Source organism: Pseudomonas sp. GW821-FHT01A09, assembly GCF_058986725.1.
Map to the genome: position 1 here is coordinate 304312 of NZ_JBYSWB010000001.1, position 24120 is coordinate 328431.

Genomic DNA, 24120 nt, shown 5'->3' on the forward strand with positions numbered 1-24120 from the left:
CGCTACAGACGCAAACGGGTCGAACCACGAACGATCAATTCCACGCCAAAGTCCACCCTTCTTGTAGGACTCTGGCTGCCCTGCAGACGTTCCAGCAGGCATTCGAAAGCGCGCACGCCGATCTCGTGAGTGGGCTGCGCCAAAGAAGTGATGCCACCGCCTACCAAGGGGTACCAATCGAGCTCATCGAGGGCCAGCAGCCCGAAGTCGTCGAACAGGCTGTGGCCCAGCCGGTGCAAGGCGAGGGTAGTCGCCAGCGTAGCCACGCCATTGGCGCAGAAGAATGCCTTGGGACCGGGGCCCGGGCGCTGCAGAAAAGCTTGCAGCTGCCCATCCAGGTCATCCGCGGTGTAGATCACCGCGCCTTGCAGGTCGGCATGGGCCTGGAGCTGGGTGTTGAAGGCGGCAGCGCGCTCGGTCCGCGAGCTGGTGCCGTCCTGGGGTTCGCTGACCAGCAGCAGGTCGCGGTAACCCTGCGCACGCAAGTGATCGATGGCGGTGGCGACGGCCGCCGGGTTGTCCAGCCCGACCAGATCACTGTCGAGCTGATCGACCTTGCGGTCCACCAGCACCATGGGCATCTCGCGGTGCAGCTCGCGCAATTCACCCAGCTGATGGCCGAGAGTGTTAACGATCAAGCCTTCGACGTTGTAGGCGCGCACCGCCGCCAGCTGCTCGCCTTCCTGCACTTGGTCGCGGTCGGTATTGCACATCACCAGGCTGTAGCCGTGGCGGCGGCAGGCGCTTTCGACGCCGTGCATCACGGCAATGGAATAGGGGTTGCGGATATCGGCGATGAGCATGCCGATCAGGCGTGTACGACCGCGCTTGAGGCCACGGGCCATTTGATTGGGGCGGTAGCCGAGCTCGGCAATGGCGCGTTCGATGCGTTCGGCGGTGAGCTCGGACAGCAAGGCGCGATCGTCACCGATAAAGCGCGACACGCTGGCCTTGGAGACCCCGGCGCGTTCGGCCACGTCGAGCATGGTGACGCGGTTACGCTGGGCGATGGAAATACTGCTCATGCCTGATTCCTTTATGGGTGTTATTGCCAGGCGAAAGGCATTTGAAACCGGTTTCAGGAAACACCTGTTCGGCCACCACGTCAAGTGGCCGTTGGTCGGTCAATGCATCAGCCCTGCGGCGACGTTGATGGAAAACCCCAGTATCACGGTGTTGAAGACGAAGCCGATCAGCGAGTGGGCCAGGACCGTCTTGCGTAACGGGCGCGAGGCGACGCCGACATCGGAGGTCTGCACGGCCACGCTCAGGGTGTAGGAGAAATACAGAAAGTCCCAGTAGTCAGGATTGGTTTCACCGTCGGCGAAGCGCAGGGTCGGTTCCTTGCCGGTGCTGGTATAGAACAGCCGCGCATAGTGCAGGGCGAAAATCACCCCGATCAGCAGCCAGGAGCCAACCACGGTCAGGCCCGTGTACAGGTAGTCCAGCGTATGCGCGCTGTTGGCCGGGCCTTGGCTGGCAGCCAGCTCCAGGCCGATGGCGACCAGGCTGGCGATTGCCGCAACGCACACGGTGACCAGCACCAGCCCGGCGTTCTCGTCCTCGACCTCGGCAATCTGCTTGACCCGCGCGAAGGGCGAGCGAGCCGCCAGCCACAGCATCAACGCCAGATAACACCAGGTGCCGGTGTTCCAGCCGATGAGGATTTTGGCGATCAGCGAAGACGCAGGTATCAAAACGGCGGCGACGATTCCGAGCAGCACGCAAGCGGTGAGGCGCGGATGGGTGTGGGCGAGGCGGGGCAGGGCCATGGAAGCCTTTCACTGGGCGGGAAAGCGGCGATTATTACCCAGTCGGCTCAAAAACGATACGCAGACCCTGTTGCGGGGGATCGCCCGGGCTTGCCGGGCGTGAGGCCCTGGATCTTGCTGCCACCCTTTTCGGGGGCGAGCCCCCTCGCTACAGGGTCAGCTACGCTCGCGCATGAAGAATCCCGCCACGTACTTGCTGAAGGTCTCCAGGCTCTTGAAATCGGCGTAGCGCTTGAAGGTATCCGAGCTCGGTTCCGGCCCCAGCGGCTGCTTGACCAGCGACACCGACAACACCCGATCGCCCTCGGCACTGAGCACCAGTTCGTCCATCACTGCGGCGCCGATCACCGGCCGGCGCATGGTCACCGCCACGCCCTTGCTGGCCATCCAGTCGATCAGCTTGACCAGCGCCTTCAAGGGCTCGCGCTCTTCATCGCGAAATACCGGAAACAGCTGGCCGCGCGAAAGTACCGGTACGGTGGCGACGTTGATCAGCTGGTAGAACTGGCTGCCGGACGTGGCGGTCGAGTAGATCGCCAGCGCCAGCAATGGCCCGCCGGTGCGCGCGCCGCCCCATAACAGGTGATGGCCTTGAAAGTCGAAGCCGTCCTGATTGCGTTCGTTGAACACCTTGCGCCCGCGTACCTCGCTGACGCAGTCGAGCAGCAACCCGTAGCGCCGATGTCCGGCGAACGCCGTCGAGTCCTTGAGACGGCTCTTGAGCATCATCATGTGCTTCATGTCGATGCGGGTTTCCAGGTAGTGGCTGGCCGGTACCCGCTCGATCAACGGGTAGCGCGCCGCCACGCTACGCAGCCGCGCGAACTGTTCGGTCAGGCTCGACCTGGCGTGGGTAGCGTAGACGTTCAAGCCCGAGGCCTCGATCAGGGTCAAGGCCAGCGACAGCAACCGGTGATGTTCCTTGCGCGCCTGCGGGCTGGAGGCTGTTGCCTGGCCGGCGGCATCGCCGCCGGACGCGCGAAAGTCGCCGATCAGCTTCAGCGCCGTGTCCGGTGGCAGCCAGGAGGCCGCTGTGATCGCCTCGTCGGGCTCGGCGCTGCCAGGCTCGCGCTCATCCTTGGTGAAGGGGCAGCCGCTGGCATGTTCGGCGGTGCCGGGGTTGTTCTTGAGGAACAGCGTGCCGGTATTGCTGTTGAGGGTGACGTTCATCACCGGCAGCACATTGGCCTGGCAATCGCACGCCAGCCACTGCCCAGCGGCGCGGATGCGCATCAGCCATTGATTGGCTTGCAGTTGGGCCACGCCTTCAAGGCGCGCGGTCACGAAGCCTTCGAGCAGTTGCTGTTCGGCGGGGGTGAGGGTGCGGACCAGGCCGCCGCTTTTTTCGATGATGCGCATCAGTCGGCAGACTCTTCTTCACGGCGTTCGCGGTGTGCCATGATCCGCGGCATGCTGGCTTCGATCCAGTCCACGATGGCTTCCAGATGCTTTGCCGCTTCCACGCCCAAAGGCGTGAGGCTGTATTCGACATGGGGCGGCACCACCGGCAGCGATTTGCGATTCAGCAGCCCGTCGGCCTCGAGGCCCTGCAGGGTCTGCGCGAGCATCTTTTCGCTGACGCCGCCGATTTTGCGCCGCAGGTCGCTGAAGCGGTGCATGCCGCCCAGCAGGATCACCAGCACCAGCACGCCCCAGCGGCTGGTCATGTGCTTGAGCACTTCGCGCGAGGGGCATTGGGCGTCGAGTAGCTCGCCACGCCGCGCGGCGACGGAAAAGGGCACGGCGAAGGTCTCGGAAATACTCATCACACTTACCTTTTTGTACGTACTTACTAAAAGTTAGCTAGAGGGGTAGGGTGACGACTCTTCTCACTGCCCGCAAGGACTATTTCATGATCGCGATTACTGGAGCCACTGGCCAACTCGGCCGCCTGGTCATCACCGCATTGCTGCAACGTGTATCGGCAGACCAGGTGGTCGCCCTGGTGCGCGACCCGCAAAAAGCCGAGGACATCGCCGAACTGGGCGTCGATGTTCGTCATGCCGATTACAGCCAGCCGAGCACCTTGAGCGCCGCATTGGCGGGGGTCGAGAAACTGCTGTTGATCTCCTCCAACGAACTCGGCCAGCGCGCGGCCCAGCACCAGGCCGTGATCGATGCGGCCAAGGCGGCGGGCGTCAGGTTGGTGGCTTATACCAGCGTGCTGCATGCCGATACCTCAGCCTTGGGTCTGGCCGAGGAGCATCGCCAGACCGAGCGGGCGCTGCAAGCCAGCGGGGTGGCGCATGTGCTCTTGCGCAACGGCTGGTACAGCGAGAACTATCTGGCCGGTGTCGGCGGCGCGCTGGCCCACAATGCCTTGCTGGGTAGCGCCGGGGAGGGCCGCGTTTCTTCCGCCAGCCGCGCCGACTATGCCGTGGCGGCTGCCGTGGTGCTCACCAGCGCCGGTCATGAAGGCAAGGTTTACGAACTGGCAGGCGACGACAGCTATACCCTGACCGAATTGGCGGCGCTGATTACCCGGCAATCGGGTACTCAGGTGGCTTACAAGGACCTGCCCCAGGCCGAGTACAAGAAAGTGCTGATCGAGGTCGGCCTGCCGGAAGCCGTCGCCGACCTGCTGGCCGACTCGGACGCCGCAGCCGCAAAAGGCGCGCTGTTCGATGACGATAAACGACTCAGCAAGCTGATCGGGCGGCCCACGACACCGATCGCCGATTCGCTCAAACAGGCACTTGCTGCACTTTGATTGGCGGGACAGCTCTGTGGTGAGGGGGCTTGCTCCCGAGGCGGTGGGTCAGTTAGCACTGTTGGGGCTGATCTATCGTATCGGGGGCAAGCCCCCTCGCTACAGGGGGCAACCAGAACATTCCCGGCCGTGATTTGGACCGTTCGTCAATTTTTCGACTGATTTCTCGGAACTTTGCCCAATAGTGGCCCAAGTGCATTATTTCAAACAGGATACTTCCCGGCCTCTGCCCGTATGACGGGTTATCTCACGTCATTGTGAATCCGGAGCCTATCCACCCCATGATCGATCTATCCACCTGGAATCTCACCATTCCCCAAGGGTCCCCCGCGCTGACAGTCGCCACCGTTCGCCTGCAGACCTGGACCGACTCCTACTTCAAGCGCGTCGGCAGCACCCTGGTGTTCTGGGCCCCAGTGACGGGGGCGCACTTCGGCAGCAGCCATTTCCCCCGCAGCGAATTGCGCGAAACCGACGAGGCCGGCAGCCCGTTGAGCTGGCGCTACAACAGTGGCAGCAACACCCTGACCGGCAAGGTCGCCGTCAATCAGGTGCCGTCCGAAGGCAAAGTGGTGGTCGCGCAGATACACGCGATCAACTCGCCATCCCCGCTGGTCAAGATCCAGTACCGCTGGCAAAACGGCAGCGGCAACGTCGACATCACCTACCGCACCAAGCCGGGCGACGCCAACAGTCCGATCGTCTACACCCGCACCAACATGCCCCTGGGCCAGGCCTTCAACTACTCGATGCGCATCAACAAAGAGGGCGAGGTGATCATGATGATCAACGGCCAAGGCGTGAAGACCAAGCTCCACGGCAACTGGAAGCCGTATCAGTTCTACTTCAAGGCGGGCAACTACACCTTGGACAACACCGGCTATGCCAGCGAAGGCGGCAAGGTCACCTATTACGCCCTCAAGGCCACTCACCCCAACAAGGGCTGAACCTAGCGCGCCGCCGCGCACTCGGGATCGACCTGGGTCCGAACCGGCGCCCGCTCGGCACGGCCCGGCATTTGAGGACAGTTCACGGCCTCGCGCGGCAAAATCGATCAGGGCTTCCAGATTTCCACGTCGCGGGCATCCACGGCCTTGGGCAGCAGTTTGGCGGCGAAGAAGGCATCGGCGATTTTCTGTTGTTCGCCCAGTTGGTCAGCCTGGACCGGCTCGACCAGGTAGCTGCGGTGGGCGTTGGCGGCCTCTACGGTTGCTTCGTCCAGATTGCCCCACAGCGGCCCCAGTACCTTGGCGGCGTCTTGCGGGTGAGCCTTGATCCATTGGCCGGCCTGCTGCAGTTGCGCGTACACCAGCTTGAGCACTTCAGGATGAGCCTTGGCGTACGGGGTGCTGGTCAGGTAATAGCGCTTGTAGTTGGCAAGGCCGGTACCGTCGGCCAGCACGCGGGTCGGCAACTGGCGCTGAACGCTGGTGAGGAAGGGTTCCCAGGTCACCCAGGCGTCGACCTTGTCGTTCTCGAACGCGGCGCGGCCATCGGCCGGGGACAGGTAGGCCGGGTCGATGTCGGAAAACTTCAGGCCGGCCTTGGCCAGCGCGGCGATCAACAGATAGTGGGTGCCCGCGGCCTTGGTCACGGCGATCTTCTTGCCCTTGAGGTCCGCCAGTTGCTGAATCGGCGAATCGTTACGTACGACGATGGCCTGGGCCGAAGGCGAGGGTGCCTCTTCAGCGAAGTAGGTGAGCTTGGCCTGCGCAGCCTGGGCGAAGATCGGCACGGTGTCGGCGACGTCGGCGCTGATGTCGACGTTGCCGATGTTCAGCGCTTCCAGCAGCGGCAGGCCGCTGGGGAATTCATGCCAGCTGACCTGGATGTTCTTGTCCTGCAGGGCCTTCTCCAGCGTGCCCTGGCTTTTCAGCAAGGTGATCAGGGTCGACGATTTCTGATAGCCGATGCGGATGGTTTCGGCGGCCTGGGCGGGTACGGCGAGCGTCCAGGCGACGGCCAGGAACAGCCCGGCCAGGGCGGCGGAACGGCGGGTGGTAGCGCGTCTGATGAAGGCTGGCATGGAGGTACTCGGTGTCAGGGGAGATAAAACTGCATTTATAAAGATCATATGGTTGTAAGAAATTTTCGATAAATATCATTTCGCTATTAGGTTATTCGCGATGGGGATGATTTTTATCGAGACGATTGCAGGCTAAGTGCCCTGGATCTTCACATTCAGGCACCGCTGCGCAGCTGGTCGAACCTAGGAGGGAGAAAAGGAATATGGCTGTGCCGACGCCAACCCTGTAGCGGGGGGGCTTGCCCCCGAAAAACGCATCAACTACGGGGGGGCAGCCGATACGCCGAATCGGGGGCAAGCCCCCTCGCTACAGTGTTCGGTCAATGCGCCGCGCGTGGGATGGTCTTGAGCAGGTCTTCGGGGCTGATATGCCCGACGATCTGCTTGACGCCGCCACTGCCCGGCAGCGGCAAGTCGAGGATGTGGCCCTTCATCTTGCCGATCACATGCATCTCGCAAGGCTTGCAATCGAACTTCAGGGTCAGCACCTCGTCACCATGAATCAGCTGCATCGGCGCGACCTTGGTGCGCACGCCGGTGACGCCTTTGGCCTGCTTGGGACACAGGTTGAACGAGAAGCGCAGGCAGTGCTTGGTGATCATCACCGGCACTTCGCCAGTTTCTTCATGGGCCTCGTAGGCGGCGTCGATCAGCTTGACCCCGTGGCGATGATAGAAGTCCCGGGCCTTCTGGTTGTAGACGTTGGCCAGGAACGACAAGTGCGACTCCGGGTACACCGGCGGCGGGGTGGTTTCGGCCTTGCGCCCACCTCGGGGATGAATGGCGATGCGGGCCGCAGTCAAGGCCTCGATGACTTCACGGCGCAAGGCCTTGAGCTGCGAATTGGGGATGAAATATGCCTGCGGTGCATCGAGCTTGATGTCCGTGGCGTGGTACTGGGTGGTCCCCAATTGGCCGAGCAGGTCATGCAGTTGCTCGAGTGCCTGTTCCGGCTTGTTGGCGAGCCCGAAAGGGCCCTCAAGCGCAACGCTGGCGCTGGCGCCTTCTTCGCTGGTGGCGGTCAGCTCCAGACGCGCTTCGCTCAGCCGCGCGCCCCAGGCAATGCCGATACGACGCTCGGCCGAGGTCTTGAGCAGCGCCTGCTGCCAGTTATGGTCCAGATTGCGGCTCAGCGGGTGGTTGGGCTTGAGGTTCAGGCCCTTGGGCATCTCGTTGGGCTCGACGCGGTAGCGATAGCGTTTTTGCCCATCCTCCTCGAACTCGCCCTTGGGCTCGGCGATATTGGCACGAAAGCCCAGCACTTCACGCTTGACCATCACGTTGAGGCCATCGCCGTTGGACAGCGGCTCGAAGGTGTTGACGATCAGGTCACGCTTGCCGACTTTTTCGACCACGCCCACCGGCACGCCGGTGAAGGTCGGGGTATCGAAGGCGCCGATGTCGATCTTGCGATCGCTGACGAAGTAGTCGGTGCTGCCGCGGTGGAAGGTCTTCTCCGGATCGGGCACGAAGAAGTGCGCGGTACGGCCGCTGGAGGCGCGTGCCAGGTCAGGGCGGTCTTCGAGGATGTCGTCCAGACGCTGGCGGTAATAGGCAGTGATGTTCTTCACATAGCCCATGTCCTTGTAGCGGCCTTCGATCTTGAACGAACGCACGCCGGCCTCGACCAGGGCGCGCAGGTTGGCGCTCTGGTTGTTGTCTTTCATCGACAGCAGGTGTTTCTCGAACGCGACGACGCGGCCCTGGTCATCCTTGAGGGTGTAAGGCAGGCGGCAGGCCTGGGAGCAATCGCCGCGGTTGGCGCTGCGGCCGTTATGGGCATGGGAGATGTTGCACTGGCCGGAGAACGCCACGCACAGGGCGCCATGGATGAAGAACTCGATGGCGGCATCGGTCTCTTCGCTGATGGCGCGGATTTCCTGCAGGTTCAACTCGCGGGCCAGTACCAGCTGGGAGAACCCGGCCTGGTCGAGAAACTTCGCGCGCGCCAGGGTGCGGATGTCGGTCTGGGTGCTGGCATGCAGCTCGATCGGCGGGATGTCCAGCTCCAGCACCCCGAGGTCCTGCACGATCAGGGCATCGACCCCAGCGTCGTAGAGCTGATGGATCAGCGTACGTGCGGGCTCCAGCTCGTTGTCGTGGAGGATGGTGTTGAGGGTGGTGAAGACCCGCGCGTGGTAGCGATGGGCGAACTCCACCAGCTCGGCGATATCGCGCAATTCGTTGCAGGCGTTGTGGCGCGCGCCGAAGCTCGGGCCACCGATGTAGATGGCATCGGCGCCATGCAGGATGGCTTCCCGCGCAATGGCGACGTCACGCGCCGGGCTCAGGAGTTCCAGGTGATGCTTGGGTAGGGACATGTTTTTTTAGTCAGGTCTGTCACGGTCAAGGCGTGCATTGTAGCGGTGAAATGCGTCTTGGGCATCCATGGTCGGGCGGGCGGACAAATAACCTCGTCAGCGGGCAGCGCCGGGACTTGCAAGGGCGTACCACTTGGCAGCGGTACGCCCGGCACGATCAGAAATCGTAAGCCAGCTTGGTGTACCAGTACCCACCGCCCGGATAGAACGGTGGATTGCCGTAGGGCGCCAGGCCGAGGCTGCTGTACACGGCGTTCTTGTCCGGCCGCACATTGAAGATGTTGGTGCCGCCGATGCTGGCGGTCAGCTTGTCGAAGAAGGTGTAGCTGATATCCAGGTCGCTGATCCATTTGGCGCCGAAACTGCGGTCGCCGCTGGGGTTGACGGCCAGGGTCTTGACCGCGCCGTAGCGGGTGGTCTGCAGGTTGACCGCAAGGTCGTCGAGCTTCCAGTTGGCGCCCAGGATGATCTTGGTCTTGGGCGATGCCTCGGTCAGGTCGCCCTCACGGTCGCGGCCCACCAGGGTTACGCCAGAACTGGCCAGGGAAGCCGGAGTGTCGCGCACGCCTTTAATGGTGGTGCGGTTCCAGTTCAGTGCCGAGCTCCAGCGCACCTCGCCCCAAGGGCCGAACAGGGTGGTGTGGTCGGCAACGATGTCCAGGCCGGCGGTACGGGTGTCGTAGGCGTTGGTGTAATAGTTCACCCAGGTGCCGCGGGCCACGCCTTGGGACTGCAGGATGTCGTTGATGACGCCGTTGCCCTGGTCGTAGATGTTGCTGGTCAGGGTGATGCGGTTGTCGATGTCGATCAGGTACGAGTCGGCGGTGACGCTGGTGCGCGGCGCCGGCTGCCAGGTCAGGCCCAGCCCGAGGTTGCGCGACTTCTCCGGCTTGAGGTCGTCGCCACCCAGGGCCTTGGCCAGATTGCTGCCGGACGGCGTCAGGCGGGTCACGGCGGGCACCACGTTGCCGTTGACGTCGGTGTTGACCCGGTTGTCCGCCACGGTGTAGCCGATCTGAGTCAGCGATGGTGCGCGGAACCCGGTACCGACGGTGCCGCGCACGGCGACGGTGTCGGTCAGTTCATAGCGCGAGTTGACCTTCAGGCCGAAGGTGTTGCCCGAGTTGTCGTCGTAGTGCTCGACGCGGCCGGCGACGTCGAAGAACCAGCGGTCGGTAAGGTCGAAGCCCAGGTCCAGGTAGCCTGCGTAGTTGTTGCGGATCAGGCTGACTTCATCTTCCGGGCGAATGGTCACCGCCGCCTGGGCACCGGTCGCCGCGGGATAGGTGCCGGTGATGTAGGCGTCGGCTTCGCCGGCAAAGGTGCTGAAGCGCTCCCAGCGATGCTCCAGCCCTGCGGACACCTGCACCGGCGGCGTGAGGTTGAACAGGCCGTCGTAATGGCGGGTGAAGTCGAGATTGTTGACCCACTGCTCGAAGCGGAAGGTCGCCAGGTTGTCGAACTTGGTTGGCGAGGCCGTGCCCAGCGATGGGTTGATGTTCAAGTCGCTGGAGTGATGGACGTTGTTGCGCCCGTAGGTGGTGCTCAGGTCCCAGTTCCAGTCGGCGACTTGGCCCTTGCCGCCAAACAGGAACTGGTAGTCACGGTCCATGATGTTGTTGAGGGGGAAGTAGCCATCCGGGAACACCTCGGGGACCGACGCCGTGCCGGTGGGCAGGCGGAAGTAGTTGGCGGCCTCGGCCTTGCGCTCGCCGTAGGTGGAGTAGGAATAAAGGGTCAGGTCATCCAGCGGCAGCTCGGCGTTGTAGGCGAGGTTGAAGGCCTTGAGGTCAGGGTCGCCGTTCTTGATCGCGACGCGGTCCCAGGCCGCTTCCTTGGCCGGGTCGTTGAATGCTTTGACGCTGCTGTCGGCTTTGCCGTTCCACGAGGCGTCACCGCGGTGGCGGGCATCGGCCGACAGGTGCAGGAAGCCGCTCTCACCGAGCTTGAAGCCTTGGTCGCCGGCCAACTTGGTGGTCTCGCCTTCGCCGGAGAACAGCTTGCCGTAGCTGCTCTCGACGTGGCCGCCGGAATCACTGGCCTTGAGAATGATGTTGATCACCCCGGCCACCGCATCGGAGCCGTATTGCGCCGCGGCGCTGTCCTTGAGCACTTCGATATGGTCCACCGCGCTGACCGGGATCAGGTCGATGTCCACGGCATTGGCGCCGCTGTTGTCGATGCTGCCGCGCTGGCCCACGGCGCCGTTGTGGCGGCGTTTGCCATTGACCAGCACCAGGGTGTAGGCCGGGCCCAGGCTGCGGTTGCTCAGGGGCCGGGTCACCGAGTTGTAGCCGGCGATGTTGGTGCCGAAGTTGAACGACGGCAGCAGCCTGGAGATGGCTTCGGACAACTCGGCGCGACCGGTCTTGAGCAGTTGGTCGCTGTTGATGATATCGATCGGTGCCGGGCTGTCGGCGACGGTGCGTTGTTGTCCGCGCACACCGGTGGAGATCACCGTGACAGTACTCAGCTGAGCATCGTCGGTGGCCGCATCGGCCACTGGCGCAAAGGCGCTCAGCAGCAAGGAAGCAGTGAGGGCCGACAGCGGGACGTTCGGGGTCGGGCGAGGGGTGGAACTGATACGCATGGCAGGCGTTTCCATTCAAACGGGCACTGGCCCGTTGTCCGGGTGCAGGTTCGATAGCCTTGATTAGTGGGATGGGAGCGGTAACGGTGTCGTCTGGGGAGGGATAGTACGGGCATAAAAAATGGAAGGTAAATTCTATTTTAGAATATGGTTATCATTATTTAAATGCATGATTACAGGCTTTGGTTATGCATGAACTGTATTGTTTGTAAGGGTTTTGGGCGTGCGGCGAGTTGCCCTGTGCATGGACAATTCTCAGGCAGCTGAAAAAGCCGCCCGGTGAGGGGCAGCTTGGGATTTATCGACCTATCGAATAAACCCGCATCAGGCCACCGCCAACACCGAGCCGACGAATCCGGCGAATGGCCGGGCGAATCGCAGAGCTGCCTGACGCATCAGTCGATGTCGACGCTGGCATCGCCGGGGATCTCGGGGTGCAGCCAATCCTGCGGGTCGGTGCCGACGCCGGTGAGGATGGCGCTCAGGTGCAACTGACGGTGAGTCATGGGTTCAATTGCTTTTGGGCTGCGAATGAAAGTGGATACCGCGCCGCTTGGGCGGAGGATGGTGGCTGCTGCGCGTCAGGCTCGGCGCGCCTGCGGGTCGGTCGACGCGAGCAGCGCATCCACGGCGTCGATGATCGGTTGAGCTTCGGTGCGCACCAGCCAGTCGGGGCTGACGTCGGCGAAATGCACGCGGCGGTCGCTGCCGATCACCACCACGGTCGGTTGCGGCAACTCCCAGGTTCCGGTGCCCGTGACCTCGCCGATGCCCTTGCCCTTGGCCAACGAGGCTTGCCGCGAAGCCTCATCGAAGCTGTAGAGGATGCCCAGGCGCCGGCCCAATGCGTTGTCCTTGTCGCTGGCGACTTGCAGGGTCAGCGCGTGTTTGTCGCGTATCTCCACCAGGCGCTCAGGCACCTGAGGGCTGACGGCTACCAGCGGCACACCGCGTTCGCGCAGCGCCGGTTGCAGGGTGCGTTCGTAGGACGGGATGGCGATGTTGCAGGCCGGACAGCCGGCAAAGCGGAAGAACACCAGCACCGCCGGGCCATTGGCGATCAACTGCTGCAGGGTCAGGGTGCCGCCCTCGACCTTCAGCAGTTCAAAAGGCTCGACGCTGTCACCGGCCTTGACGAAGTTCTGTACTCGCGCCTGATCGACCAGATGCTGGCGCTGATCTACATTGATTTTCAGCGCCTCGGGGGCCCATGTCCGCACGCGCTCGGCGTGCAGTTCGGCCAGCTGTTGGTTGAGGGATTCGCTCATGAAGGTCTCCTGGTAGAGAGGGAAGTGAGGGCCTCCGCCAGGAATGGGGTCGGTCTGAGAGGACGATATGCCAACGGAAATCGGCTGTGAAAGGCTTTTTGGGTCTAAGGTAATTATGTTTTTCTGGTATTAAGCGGGCGTCGCTAAATCAGCTATTTCTATTTTTTGCGCCTGAGTTGGTTACCCGTCCTGGTTGGCGTTGCAGCCTGGCCAAGATGGTTAACCGCCAGCACCATCAGTACCCGCGACTGCGATCCGCCAGATTCACCAGCGGTTGCCGATCGAGAAAACGCTGCAGATTGTCGAGGAAGATCGCTCTGATCGCTTCGCCCGTCTGGGTGGAGATGGCCGACGTGTGCGGGGACAGCCGCACTTTTGGATGGCTGTACAACCGGTGCCCCTCAGGCAAGGGCTCGGGCTCGGTGACGTCCAGGGTGGCGAACGCCAATGTGCCCTGGTCCAGCGCAGCGAGCAGGGCGTCCTGATCCAGCAGGCCACCGCGGGCGATATTGATCAGGTGTTGACCTGGCTTGGCGCTGGCCAGCACGTCGGCAGCGATCAGGTGACGTGTCTCGGGGGTAAGGGGCGCGGCCACGACCAGGTGATCGGCTTCACTGAACAGGTGGTGAATGTCCCGGGCCGTCTGCACGCCCTCCACATCCGGCGGTGTAGCGCTCTGGCGCAAGGTAATGACCTTCAGGCCTAGCGCCAGGGCCTTGCGCGCCAGACTGCTGCCGATAGAGCCGAAGCCGAGGATACCCAGCGTCTGGCCCTGCACCGGCGTCAGTGCGGTGAATTGCCAGTGGGCGTCCTGCACCCAGATGTCGGGCAGATGCTTGTTGTAGGCGAAGATCGCCGCCAGCACGTATTCGGCGATCGGGTCGCTGGCGCTGCCGCGTGCGGTACTCACCGGCGGGCCGGTGAAGAACCAGTCCGGATAGGCGTCGAGGCCTGATGACACCACCTGAATCCAGCGCAGGTTGTAGGGCCAGCCGGGCGGCGCCGTGTCGCCGGCCTGATAGCCGCGCACATTGATCGGCCGGCCCAGCAGCACACTGGCGGTCGCGGGCAGGTCACTGGGCACGCCCGTGGGCACGTCGATCAGTTGGGCACCGGGGTAGCGCTGGGCCAATTGCTCGCGCAAGGCCTGATTGAAAGAGGCGTCCATCTGGCTGGCAATCACCAGTTCGCTCATAGGGTGTGCTCCTTGGGTAACCCCCTGCAGCCATGGCACTGCCGACGCTGCGATCGAGGATCGGGGATCGGGGATCGGGGATCGGGGAGGCGAGAATATGGTGATAAGAAACGGCTGTGAAATTATTTTTCGATCTATGCTAATTATGAATTCAAGTAATGTTTTGCCAGCAATTTTATGCAACATAGGCTTGCATGGGGTGGGGTTGCGCGGTGAACTGAGCGTTGAGTGTTGAGCTTTTGCGCCGCAACGCTTTGCACGCAGGAGAGGCCGAATCTGCTAAGGGGCATTGCGGCCGACAAACGAGGTATGGCACTTATTTACGATGGGTCTTGAGCAACCGCTGAGCCATCTGCAGGTGTTTTTTCATCATCGGCAAATTCGCTTCGGCAAACGCCTTCAGTTCCGGCACGGTCGCGTTTTGCGCCTCGTCCTCGAACAGCTTGACCGCACCCTCGTGGGCCTTGACCTGCGCCGTCGCGTAGCTGGTGTCGAAGCTCTGGCCCTTGGCAGGGGCAACCTGCAGCTTGGCGGCCTTGGCCTGGACCGTTGCGTCGTCCGGCAGGCTGATGTCGAGCTGCGCGGCCAGCGCGGTCAGTTGCTGGCCAAGAGTTGTGTGGTTGTCGATCAGCCGCCGCGCCAGGTTGCGGGTGTCCTCGAAGGTGGCTTTCGTCAGCGCTACCTGAGCGGCCTGAATTTCCGCGGCGTTGGCCACGGCAAGCTGGTCGATGAAGGGGTCGGCGCTGGCGGCGTTGGCAGCGCCCAAGGCCCCGAGGCTCAGCAGGCAGGTCAGGGCCAGGCGGGTGATACGGATGGCAGGCATGGAATTCCCTCGTAAAAATGGCGCAGTGTAGGCAAAGCATCGCAAATCCGGGCCGTATGAGGAAAATTTCATTTGCTGGCGCCGATCCGTCGGCACTCGCCATCGCTCTGGCACTGCATTAACAGCACAAACCTACAATCCCCGGTGCGGCACCCGCGGCCAGTATGCCCTGTCTCTTTCGTCGCCCCGCTTGCAGGGGCATCATGAACTTGCCGGGTCATCCTTCCATGCTCAATCTACCTTTCAAACGCCTCGCCGTTGCACTGGCCTTTGCTTCCCTGTTCAGCGTTGGCGCATCGGCGGCCACCACGCCTGTCGCCGTTGCCCCGCAATACGACACCAGCCATGTATATGTCGCCCCGGCGGACGTCGATGCCTTTGTGAAAAGCTTCCTGGCAACCTTCGGTGGCAAGAGCGCCCCGCAGGTAGTCGTCAACGTCCTGCCGGTACCGAGCAGCACCACCTCGCAGCTGCTGCAGACGCCGGTCGGCACCGTGTCGTTGTTTGGCTTCACCACGCCGATTCCGCACCCCTTCGGTGACGAGCGCAACGGCTACCTGGTGAAGGATCTGGACGCCGCCCTCGCCGCCGCCAAAGCCAATGGTGCGGACGTCATCGTGCACGACTTCCCGGATCCGATCGGTCGTGATGCAGTGGTGCAGTGGCCGGGAGGTATCAATCTGCAGCTGTACTGGCACACCAGGGTGCCCAACTACCCGGCCTTCGAGCGCATCCCGGAAAACCGTGTGTACGTTTCTCCCGAACGCGCGGATGCCTTCGTCAAAGCCTTCCTCGGCTTTTCCCATGGCAAGGTGGTGAGTGACGACCGTCACGCTGCCGGCGAGCAGATCGGCCAGCCCGGCAAGACCTTTCGCCGCGTCGCGCTGACGTCCGAATTCGGCAAGATGACCGTGCTGGTCACCGACGGCCACCTGCCGTTCCCCTATGGCCACGACACCACTGGCTATGAAGTCGCCGATCTGACCGCCACCCTGGCCAAGGCCCAGGCCAGCGGCGCCAAGGTACTGGTCCCTGCCGCGCAACAGGCTGATCGCAGCGCGGCGATGGTCGAGTTCCCGGGCGGCTATGTGGCCGAGATCCACCAGCTCACCGCCAAGCAGTCCTGACCGGGAGAATGCCTATGTACCGGCGCCTGACGCGCAGCAACCCGATGCCCGGCAAGCAGCTGAGAGCCTGGGCGTGGGCCTTGGCTGCACTGGGGCCATTGGGGCTGACCAACGTCTACGCGGCCGACTCGAGCGCCAGCGTCGACCGACCGACCCTGAAGACCAATCGCTGGCAGGAGGATTGGTCGGTGCTGCAGGATCCTTCGTTGCGCACCGCGCCGCTGGATAACCTCAAGTACATGCCGTTATCCAGCGACGACGCCCAGCGCTATCTGTCGCTGGGCGCCACTGCACGGGAGCGCTACGAGATCAACGACGCCCCCGCCATCGGCACCCGCGGCGCACGCGACAGCTGGCTGATCCAGCGCTTGCAGATTCACGCGGATCTGCACTTCAACGAGCACTGGCGGCTGTTCACCCAGCTCGAAGACGCCCGCGCGTTCGGCAAGGACAGCATCGGCGGCGCCGACCAGAATCACCTGGACCTGCGTCTGGCGTTCGCCGAGTACGTCACGGCGCTGGGCGACAACACCTTCAAGGCGCGGGTCGGCCGGCAGGATTTCGCCTTCGACTTGCAGCGCTTCATCTCCAGCCGCGACGGGCCCAATGTGCGCCAGTCGTTCGACGCCCTGTGGGCCGACTGGGAAACCTCGCAGTGGCGCTTGATCGGGATTGCCAGCCATCCGGTGCAGTACCAGGACGTGCACAACTTCGATGACAAGTCCAACTCGGACGTGGCCTTTCACATGATCCGCCTGGAACGCCTGATCGGCGGCAAGAACGAGCTGTCGGCGTACTACGGCCTCTATGAGGAAAAAGACGCCAGCTATGTCGACGCCCAGGGCGACGAGCATCGCAATATCTTCGACGCCCGCCTGGGCGGCAGCGCCCTGGGTTACGACTGGGACGTGGAGGGCATGCTGCAACGGGGCGCCGTCGGGGCCAAGGACATTCGCGCCTGGGCCGGGGGCAGCCGACTCGGGTACACCTGGGCCGACACCACCTGGAGCCCGCGCCTCGGCTTGCAACTGGATGCGGCTTCCGGGGACCGGCGCCGTGGCGATGGCAACCTGGGGACGTTCAATCCGCTGTTCCCCAACGGCTATTACTTTTCGCTGTCGGGCTACACCGGCTACAGCAACCTCTATCACGTCAAACCGACCATCACCGTCAAGCCCGCCACCGGCCTGTCGGTCATGGCCGGCGTCGGCCTGCTCTGGCGCCAGACCACCGAGGATGCCGTGTACACCCAACCCAATCTGCCCGTGGCCGGAACTGCGGGGCAGGGCGGTCGGTGGACGGGTTACTACGATCAGTTGCGCGTCGACTATGCCTTTACCCGCAACCTCTCCGGGGCCGTCGAGGCGGTGCACTACAGCGCCGGCGGAGCACTGCGCGATGCCGGCGCCCATAACAGCGACTACCTGGGGGTAGAAACCAAGTTCATGTGGTAGGGGCCGCCTGTACTAGCGCGCCCCGACCGTGTCGATGGAAATTTCCACCGACATGCCGGGGCGCAGTCTTTCAAACCACTGCTGGTCGGCGGGTATCGCCACGCGGATGCCGATCCGCTGCGGCACCTTGACGAAATTGCCGGTGCCGTTGTCGGCGGTCACCGCGGAGAACTCCGAGCCGGTGGCCGGTGCGATGCGTTCAACGGTGCCATGGAAGTCATGGTCCGGGATCGCGTCCACGGCAAAGTGCGCGGTCTGGCCGACGCGCACGTCATGGGTTTGCGCTTCCTTGTAATTGGCGATCACCCAGCGTTGCGGCGCGACCAGGCTGAACAGCGCGGTGCCGGCGCTGACATAGCGCCCGGGTTGGGATTGCACCTGGCCGAGTTGACCGTCAGCGGGAGCCAGCAGGCGTGTGCGGGTCAGATCGATGTTGGCGGAGTCCAGCGCGGCCTGGGCTTGCTGGACCTTGGCCGCCAGGCCGCCGGCGGCCACCTGGGCGGTGCGCACCGAGGCCTGGGCGACGTGGATATTGGCCTGCGCCGACTTGACCGAGGCTTGGGCGGTCAGGAACGTGCTCTTTGCCGTGTCGAAATCCTGCCTGGAGACGCTGCCGTCCTTGACCAGATCCTGGTTGCGCGCGTACGTCGCCTGAGTGCGCTGCAGGTCCGCCATGGCACTGCCAAGGTCCGACCGGCGCGCCGCCAGGGTCGCGAGCGCGGAGGCTTGAGTCTGCGCGTTGTTGTCCAGATCGCTTTGCGCGGCGAGCACATCGGCCTTGGCCTGCTCGACGCTGGCGGCGTAGCTGGAAGGGTCGATCTGGGCCAGCAGTTGACCCTGATGAACCGTCTCGTAGTCGTGCACATAGACGCCGGTCAAATGCCCGGACACCTCCGGCGCCAGGGTGGTGACGTAACCGCGTACATAGGCGTTGTCGGTGTAGGGACCGTTATCGCTGAAAGGCGGCAAGCGCCACACGTACAGCACCACGAGTACCGCCAGCAGCGCGATCATGGCAATCGCGCCAACCTGCAGGATACCGGCCCTGGATGGCGTCCACACATGCTCGGCGTGGTGCGCGGGTACGGCAGGGGCCGCGGAGTCGGGTTTGGTGTCATCAGTCAATTCGGGTTTCCTTCAGCGGCGGTGCGGGTGGTGTAAACGCAATACAGGGCGGTCGCCAGCACCGCCACCATGGCGACCAGCGCGATGACCACGACCAGCCGAAAACTGTTCAGGTAGCCAATCACGGCGGCTTGCTGCTGGGCGCTGCTGGACAGGTCGGAGAGGTTCGCGCTCCATTGCGCGATCAGCGGGCTGGTCGAGGAGAAACGGTTGGCATAGCCGGCGATGGCGGTCTGCTGGGAGATGTACTGCACGCTGCTCAGCAGCGCGGTGCCGATCAGGGTGCCGAAGTTCTGCACCGCGGCAAACACCAGCACGGTCGGCACCAGCACCTCGGCGCCGCGCTGCAGCACCTGGGAAATGCAGGCCAGCAGGGCGGGGCCGGCAAACAGCGTGGCGCCAAAGCCGATCAGGCATTGCGACAGGATCAGGTCGTCGGGGCGCACCAGGCTGTTGTTGGCGCAGGCGATCAGCGCCCCCATGGCGATGCAGCCCAGCGCCGCGACCATCTGGAACAGCAACGCTTTGGGCCCCAGGGTCTTGAGCATCACCACAATGCCGACCAACATGGCCAATGCCACCATGGCGAACAGGTGGTGATATTGATCGTTATTGAGGCTGCGCAGCGCCAGCAGGCCGGGCACGCTGCTGGTCTGCACGCTCAGCGACACCCGCTCGACCAAGGCGACGGCCATGATCCCGACGATATGCCGGCGACTCAGCCATTGCAGATCGATCTCCGGGCGCTTGCGCCGCGCTTCGACCATCAGCGCCAGGCCCAGGGCAATTATCGCGCCGATGAACAACTCGCCGAGGAAGGGCGCGTCGTTCCACCAGTAGGTCTGACCCGCCGCCAGGGCGCAGGCGAGCATCATCGCGCCGCTGGCGACCAGCACGCCGGTGATGATATCCACGGGTTCGAAGACTTTTTGCGTGTAGGTGCGCGGCAGCGGGTTGAGCGCCAGCAGCAGGATCTGCAACAGCGGAATCAGCAAGGTCAGCAGGTGCAGCGTGACGTTGCCGTCCAGGGTCAGGAAGTCGACCGGTACCAGGCGTGCCAGCGGCAGGGCCAGTTGCACGCAGGCGATGGGGGTGGCGACCGCGAGGATTCGCTTGCTCTTGGGCAGCGCCTGCATCAGGCAGTAGACACTGGTGGCCACGCCCGTGGAGGTCGACAGGCCATTGGCGGCGCGGGACAGGATCGCCGTGAACAGCGTGCCCCATATCGCGTCGGCGGCGGCCGCGGCGGCGTACAGCAGCAATGAGCCGTACAGCATCAACGGCAGACCGAGCTGCATGCGGCCCTTGATCATGAAGATATTGCTGCTGGCGCCGACGCCTACATAAGCGGCGGTCAACCACACCAGTTCGGCGGAGTAGGACGAGTAGCCTCCGGCGACCTGCTGCAGGTTTTCGCTGACCAGGCTGTTGCCGAAGATGCCGAAGGTGCTCATCAGTATCGCCACCAAGGCGTAGCGCAGGCGCCGACTGCGGCTGTGCGGCGGCAGATACGGCGCGCCGGGTACCATCGGGCGCTCGCTTTCGCGGTAGTGGTAAGCCCTGTCTTGCAATCCGCCTCCTGTAGGTGTCGAGCAGCCGCGTGGCAATGATCGATGGGAAATCAGCACAACTGTTTCAGCCCGGCGGCATGGGGTCAGTCTTGACGACGCCACCTATGAACCTGCCACCCACGGTCTGAGCGATGCCGAAGTGCACCTTTGAGGAACGGCCCGCGGGTAAAGTTCGCCGCCTTGTGCGTTTATTCGTCCATCGTCATGAGGCAAAAAGCCGCAGTCTAGAGCGGTCGCCGGGATTTCTTTAACGAACAGGCTTTTAATGAACACTTGTTAATGACAAAGCCGGAACACCGTGCGCCTGCGGTACTCAGAGTCTTGAACTCACTCACGCACTCAAGGAGGCCGCAATGGCTACCGCTGCCGATTTCATGGTCAACACGCTCAAGCACGCCGGGGTAAAACGGGTGTACGGGGTAGTTGGCGATTCACTCAACGGCTTCACCGACAGCATGCGTCGCCTCGGCGGCCTGGATTGGGTGCACATGCGCAACGAAGAGGCCGGCGCCTTTGCGGCCGGTGCCGAAGCGCACCTGACCGGGGAACTGGCGGTGTGTGCAGGCAGTTGCGGGCCGGGCAACCTGCACTTGATCAACGGGCTGTTCGATTGCCACCGCAGTGGTGTACCGGTGCTGGCGATCGCCGCGCATATTCCCAGCACCGAAATCGGCATCGATTATTTCCAGGCGACCCACCCGGAATCGCTGTTCAAGGACTGCAGTCACTACGTCGAGCTGGTGTCCAACGCCGAGCAATTGCCGCAGATACTCGAACGCGCCATGCGCGTGGCCATCAGCCGCTGCGGCGTGGCGGTGGTGGTGATCCCTGGCGATGTGGCCCTGGCGCCGCTGGATGCGACGGTCAGCCAGTGGCTGGCGCCGCAACCGCCGGTGGTGGTGCCGGCGCCCGCGCAACTCGACGAACTGGCCGCGTTCCTCGATGCCGGGCAACGCATCACGCTGTTCTGCGGCGCTGGCTGTGCCGGTGCCCATGCCCAAGTGCTGGCCTTGGCCAAGCAGCTCAAGGCGCCGATCGTCCACGCGTTGCGTGGCAAGGAACACCTGGAGTACGACAACCCCTATGACGTCGGCATGACCGGTCTGATCGGCTTCGCCTCGGGGTTCAAGGCGATGAAGGAATGCGACACGCTGCTGATACTGGGCAGCAACTTCCCGTACCGGCAGTTCTTCCCTGAACACGCGCGTATCGCCCAGATCGACTTGCAACCGGAGGCCTTGGGCAACCGCTGCTCGCTGGCCCTGGGGCTGATCGGTGACATCAAGCACAGCCTCGAGCAACTGCTGCCACGCCTGCACGAGCACGCCGACAGCAGCCACCTGAACAAGGCCCTGGCCGACTATGCCAGCGCTCGCAAGGACCTCGACGCCCTGGCCGAAAGTGGCCCGGACAGCTCGATCATTCATCCCCAGTACCTCAGCCGGCTGGTCAGCGAACTGGCGGCCGACGATGCCGTGTTCACCTGCGATGTCGGCACGCCGACGGCCTGGGCCGCGCGCTATCTGAAAATGAACGGCAAACGTCGCCTGATCGGCTCGTTCAACCATGGCTCGATGGCCAACGCCATGCTCCAGGCCATTGGCGCCCAGGCCAGTTTTCCGGGGCGTCAGGTGGTGTCGATGTCCGGTGACGGCGGCTTCAGCATGATGATGGGCGACTTTCTGACCCTCAGTCAGGCCAATCTGCCGGTCAAGGTGATAGTGCTCAACAACGGCACCTTGGGTTTCGTCGAAATGGAGATGAAGGCCAGCGGCTTCGTCGATGTGGGCTGCGATCTGCATAATCCCAACTTTGCCCAGATGGCCGAAGGCATGGGCATCAAGGGCATTCGCGTCGAGCGCCCGCAGGATCTAAGGGCCGCGCTCGCGCAAGCGTTCGCCCATGACGGTCCGGTGCTGGTGGACGTGGTCAGCGAACGCCAGGAGCTGATCATGCCGCCCGAGATCACCGCCGCCAACGTCAAGGGCTTCGGCCTGTTCATGCTGCGCGCGGTGCTCGATGGCCGGGCCAAGGAGCTGGTGAGCCTGGCCAAGAACAACTTCTTGCGCTAGGACTTCCCAACCGCGATAAAGGGGCGGGTGCCACCCCATCCTCCCCAATGCGCACAACTCTTGTGCCATTGGGGGGCTTAATCGCACCGGGCTGTTTACCTACAGTGGGCTCACACCCATGACAGCCCTGAGGTCCTCACCGTGAACGCATCCCTGCAAGCGATCGCCATCGACAGTCCGCTCTATGAAGCCGAAGCCGAGTACTTCGAGTACAGCAAAGCGGCCAACCCCATCGCTGCGAAAATCATCTCGCCAATCCCGTATAAAACCTTCCCGGCGATGTTGTGCGCGCAGGGCGAGTCGCGGGTGATCCCTCTGGATTTGAGCGAGGAACTGGGCTGTGAAGGGCCGGCGACGGGGCCGGGTCTGATTGCCAACTTCATCCGCCTCAACGCCGGCGATCGACTGGCGCTGCAACCCAATGCGACCTCGCAGGTGCTCTATGTGATCGAAGGCGCCGGAACCCTGGCTTACGGCGACACGTCTTTGGAGTGGAGCAAAGGCTGTTTCATTGCCTTGCCAGGACGGCTGATCACGCAACTCGAGGCCAGCGCCGATGCGCGTTTCTATTACGTGCATGACGAGCCGCTGCTGCGCTACCTGGGGGTGGCACCGACCGAGGATCGCTTCCAGCCGACGCTCTATCCCGCGGAGGTGGCCAACGCCAAGCTGCGCGAAGCCGCCGAGGATCCGCGCGCCAAGGATCGCAGCCGCGTGAGCATCCTGTTGGGCAACCGCAACTTCCCCCAGACCCGCACTGTGACCCACGTGCTGTGGGCGATGTACGGGATAGTTCCGGCCGGGGCGGTACAGAAGCCCCATCGGCACCAGTCCATCGCGCTGGATTTCATCATCGACTGCCCGGCCGGCTGCTACACCTTGGTCGGTACGCAGGTCGATGAACAAGGCAACATCAAGAACCCTACCCGGGTGGATTGGCAGCCGGGGCTGGCGTTCGTGACCCCGCCGGGCTACTGGCACGCGCATTTCAACGAATCGAACGAGGAGGCCTTTCTCATCCCGATCCAGGATGCCGGGCTGCAGACGTATCTGCGTTCGCTGGACATTCGCTTCACCTGAACACCCGGCTTACAGCGTCCAGTACGGTGGCGTGCCGATGCGCGCCGCCATGAAGTCGATAAAGCTGCGCACCTTCGAGGAGACGATGCGCTTGGGCGGATAGACGAACCACAGCGCGGCGGGTTCACTCGCGGGTGCGCACTGCCAGTCTTCCATTACCTGAACCAGCACCCCGTCGCGCAACGCCGGGCCCACCAGCCAGGAGGGCAATAACGCCACGCCGGCACCGGTGCTGGCGGCGATGAGCCTCGCCTCGATATCGTTGATCACCACATCGGGGGCGTAATGCTCGCTGACGGATTCGTGTTGCCCGTTGCAGAGGAGGGTGAGGGGATCGGCCTTGCCCGCGATGAAGCGGTGGCCCCGCAGCTGTTGGGGGTGATCGGCGCGTCCTGCACGTTGCAGGTACTCGGGAGACGCGCACAACAGCCATTGCACATCGGCAATCTTGCGCGCCTTGAGGGTCGAATCCGCCAGGCTGCCGATCCTGATGGCCAGATCGACCCCGGCATCGATCAGGTTGACCTGGCTTTCCTCGCAGCTGATCCGAACCTGTACCTGGGGGCACTGAACACGGAAATCCTCCAGCGCCGGCACGATATGGTGGCGGGTGAAAGCCGGCGGCGCGTTGAGTTGCAGCACGCCGCGCGGTTGGTGATTGAGCGAGGCGGCAGCGAATCTGGCCTCCTCGAGCGCCTGCAGCACCTTGACCGCATGCAGCAGAAAGGTCTGGCCGCCCTCGGTCAGGTTCAGCGCCCGGGTCGAGCGGTTGAACAGCGCAATACCCAGATCGGCTTCGAGATCCTTGACGTAGCGCGAGACGGTAGAGGCCTTCATCCCGAGGCGCTCGGCGGCTCGAGAGAAGTTGTTCAGGCGGGCAGCCTCGACGAAAGCCGTAAGCACCGCGAAGTAATCCATGCCAGTTCCTTCACCTAGTGCGGTGCCTCCACAGGAGGCGGGAGTGCCACTATCGCATAACCGGGATC

General features: G+C 63.4%; 19 protein-coding genes. 6 read left to right on the forward strand and 13 right to left on the reverse strand.

The window, feature by feature from the left end:
• Positions 1 to 2: 2 nt before the first annotated feature.
• From AC3WJP_RS01345 to AC3WJP_RS01360, 4 genes are all read right to left on the reverse strand, one after another.
• The gene (locus AC3WJP_RS01345) at positions 3 to 1025 is read right to left on the reverse strand and encodes a LacI family DNA-binding transcriptional regulator (RefSeq protein WP_493719430.1); all 1023 of its coding nucleotides are present in this window, start codon (positions 1023 to 1025) and stop codon (positions 3 to 5) included.
• A 99-nt stretch (positions 1026 to 1124) separates the two neighbouring features.
• Positions 1125 to 1766 (reverse strand): DUF1345 domain-containing protein, encoded by a 642-nt coding sequence (locus tag AC3WJP_RS01350; RefSeq protein ID WP_493719604.1) that lies wholly within the window; start codon positions 1764 to 1766, stop codon positions 1125 to 1127.
• Positions 1767 to 1928: 162 nt separating this feature from the next.
• A complete protein-coding gene (locus AC3WJP_RS01355; RefSeq protein ID WP_493719431.1) occupies positions 1929 to 3131 on the reverse strand; it encodes a DUF8534 domain-containing protein in 1203 nt (400 codons plus the stop codon).
• The gene (locus AC3WJP_RS01360; protein ID WP_493719432.1) at positions 3131 to 3538 is read right to left on the reverse strand and encodes a winged helix-turn-helix transcriptional regulator; all 408 of its coding nucleotides are present in this window, start codon (positions 3536 to 3538) and stop codon (positions 3131 to 3133) included. The genes AC3WJP_RS01355 and AC3WJP_RS01360 overlap by 1 nt, the downstream gene beginning before the upstream one ends.
• A gap of 86 nt (positions 3539 to 3624) precedes the next feature.
• Here AC3WJP_RS01360 and AC3WJP_RS01365 point away from each other — a divergent pair, with 86 nt between their 5' ends.
• On the forward strand, positions 3625 to 4482 hold the full coding sequence (locus AC3WJP_RS01365) for an SDR family oxidoreductase (protein ID WP_493719433.1): 858 nt from the start codon (positions 3625 to 3627) through the stop codon (positions 4480 to 4482).
• 281 nt (positions 4483 to 4763) lie between these two features.
• A complete protein-coding gene (locus AC3WJP_RS01370; protein WP_493719434.1) occupies positions 4764 to 5429 on the forward strand; it encodes a polysaccharide lyase family 7 protein in 666 nt (221 codons plus the stop codon).
• 107 nt (positions 5430 to 5536) lie between these two features.
• Here AC3WJP_RS01370 and AC3WJP_RS01375 read toward each other — a convergent pair whose 3' ends face one another.
• The 6 genes from AC3WJP_RS01375 to AC3WJP_RS01400 all read right to left on the reverse strand — a co-directional run bounded on the left by AC3WJP_RS01375 (position 5537) and on the right by AC3WJP_RS01400 (position 14705).
• Complete coding sequence (locus AC3WJP_RS01375; RefSeq protein ID WP_493719435.1) at positions 5537 to 6508, reverse strand: aliphatic sulfonate ABC transporter substrate-binding protein; 972 nt, start codon at positions 6506 to 6508, stop codon at positions 5537 to 5539.
• A 320-nt stretch (positions 6509 to 6828) separates the two neighbouring features.
• Positions 6829 to 8829: a peptidase U32 family protein gene (locus AC3WJP_RS01380; protein ID WP_493719436.1), complete on the reverse strand. Its 2001-nt coding sequence runs from the start codon at positions 8827 to 8829 to the stop codon at positions 6829 to 6831.
• A 157-nt stretch (positions 8830 to 8986) separates the two neighbouring features.
• The gene (locus AC3WJP_RS01385; protein WP_493719437.1) at positions 8987 to 11434 is read right to left on the reverse strand and encodes a TonB-dependent receptor plug domain-containing protein; all 2448 of its coding nucleotides are present in this window, start codon (positions 11432 to 11434) and stop codon (positions 8987 to 8989) included.
• A gap of 566 nt (positions 11435 to 12000) precedes the next feature.
• Positions 12001 to 12687: a peroxiredoxin-like family protein gene (locus tag AC3WJP_RS01390; RefSeq protein WP_493719438.1), complete on the reverse strand. Its 687-nt coding sequence runs from the start codon at positions 12685 to 12687 to the stop codon at positions 12001 to 12003.
• A 235-nt stretch (positions 12688 to 12922) separates the two neighbouring features.
• Complete coding sequence (locus AC3WJP_RS01395) at positions 12923 to 13882, reverse strand: D-isomer specific 2-hydroxyacid dehydrogenase family protein (RefSeq protein WP_493719439.1); 960 nt, start codon at positions 13880 to 13882, stop codon at positions 12923 to 12925.
• Positions 13883 to 14198: 316 nt separating this feature from the next.
• The gene (locus AC3WJP_RS01400) at positions 14199 to 14705 is read right to left on the reverse strand and encodes a DUF4142 domain-containing protein (RefSeq protein ID WP_493719440.1); all 507 of its coding nucleotides are present in this window, start codon (positions 14703 to 14705) and stop codon (positions 14199 to 14201) included.
• Between the two features lie 227 nt (positions 14706 to 14932).
• Here AC3WJP_RS01400 and AC3WJP_RS01405 point away from each other — a divergent pair, with 227 nt between their 5' ends.
• Both AC3WJP_RS01405 and AC3WJP_RS01410 read left to right on the forward strand, forming a co-directional pair.
• Entirely contained in the window at positions 14933 to 15832 is a 900-nt protein-coding gene (locus AC3WJP_RS01405) for a glyoxalase (RefSeq protein ID WP_493719441.1), read from the forward strand.
• A gap of 14 nt (positions 15833 to 15846) precedes the next feature.
• Positions 15847 to 17286, forward strand: a complete 1440-nt coding sequence (locus AC3WJP_RS01410) for an alginate export family protein (protein WP_493719442.1) — start codon at positions 15847 to 15849, stop codon at positions 17284 to 17286.
• 12 nt (positions 17287 to 17298) lie between these two features.
• Here the strand turns inward: AC3WJP_RS01410 and AC3WJP_RS01415 are convergent, their stop codons facing one another.
• Both AC3WJP_RS01415 and AC3WJP_RS01420 read right to left on the reverse strand, forming a co-directional pair.
• Entirely contained in the window at positions 17299 to 18411 is a 1113-nt protein-coding gene (locus tag AC3WJP_RS01415) for an HlyD family secretion protein (protein ID WP_493719443.1), read from the reverse strand.
• Positions 18408 to 19982, reverse strand: coding sequence for a hypothetical protein (locus AC3WJP_RS01420; protein ID WP_493719444.1), 1575 nt, complete (start codon positions 19980 to 19982; stop codon positions 18408 to 18410). The genes AC3WJP_RS01415 and AC3WJP_RS01420 overlap by 4 nt, the downstream gene beginning before the upstream one ends.
• 353 nt (positions 19983 to 20335) lie before the next feature.
• Between AC3WJP_RS01420 and poxB the strand changes: the two genes are divergently transcribed.
• Together poxB and AC3WJP_RS01430 are read left to right on the forward strand one after the other, a co-directional pair.
• Positions 20336 to 22054: a ubiquinone-dependent pyruvate dehydrogenase gene (poxB, locus tag AC3WJP_RS01425; RefSeq protein ID WP_493719445.1), complete on the forward strand. Its 1719-nt coding sequence runs from the start codon at positions 20336 to 20338 to the stop codon at positions 22052 to 22054.
• 141 nt (positions 22055 to 22195) lie between these two features.
• On the forward strand, positions 22196 to 23134 hold the full coding sequence (locus tag AC3WJP_RS01430; protein WP_493719446.1) for a cupin: 939 nt from the start codon (positions 22196 to 22198) through the stop codon (positions 23132 to 23134).
• Between the two features lie 9 nt (positions 23135 to 23143).
• Here the strand turns inward: AC3WJP_RS01430 and AC3WJP_RS01435 are convergent, their stop codons facing one another.
• Positions 23144 to 24052 (reverse strand): LysR family transcriptional regulator, encoded by a 909-nt coding sequence (locus AC3WJP_RS01435; RefSeq protein WP_493719447.1) that lies wholly within the window; start codon positions 24050 to 24052, stop codon positions 23144 to 23146.
• Positions 24053 to 24120 lie beyond the last annotated feature (68 nt).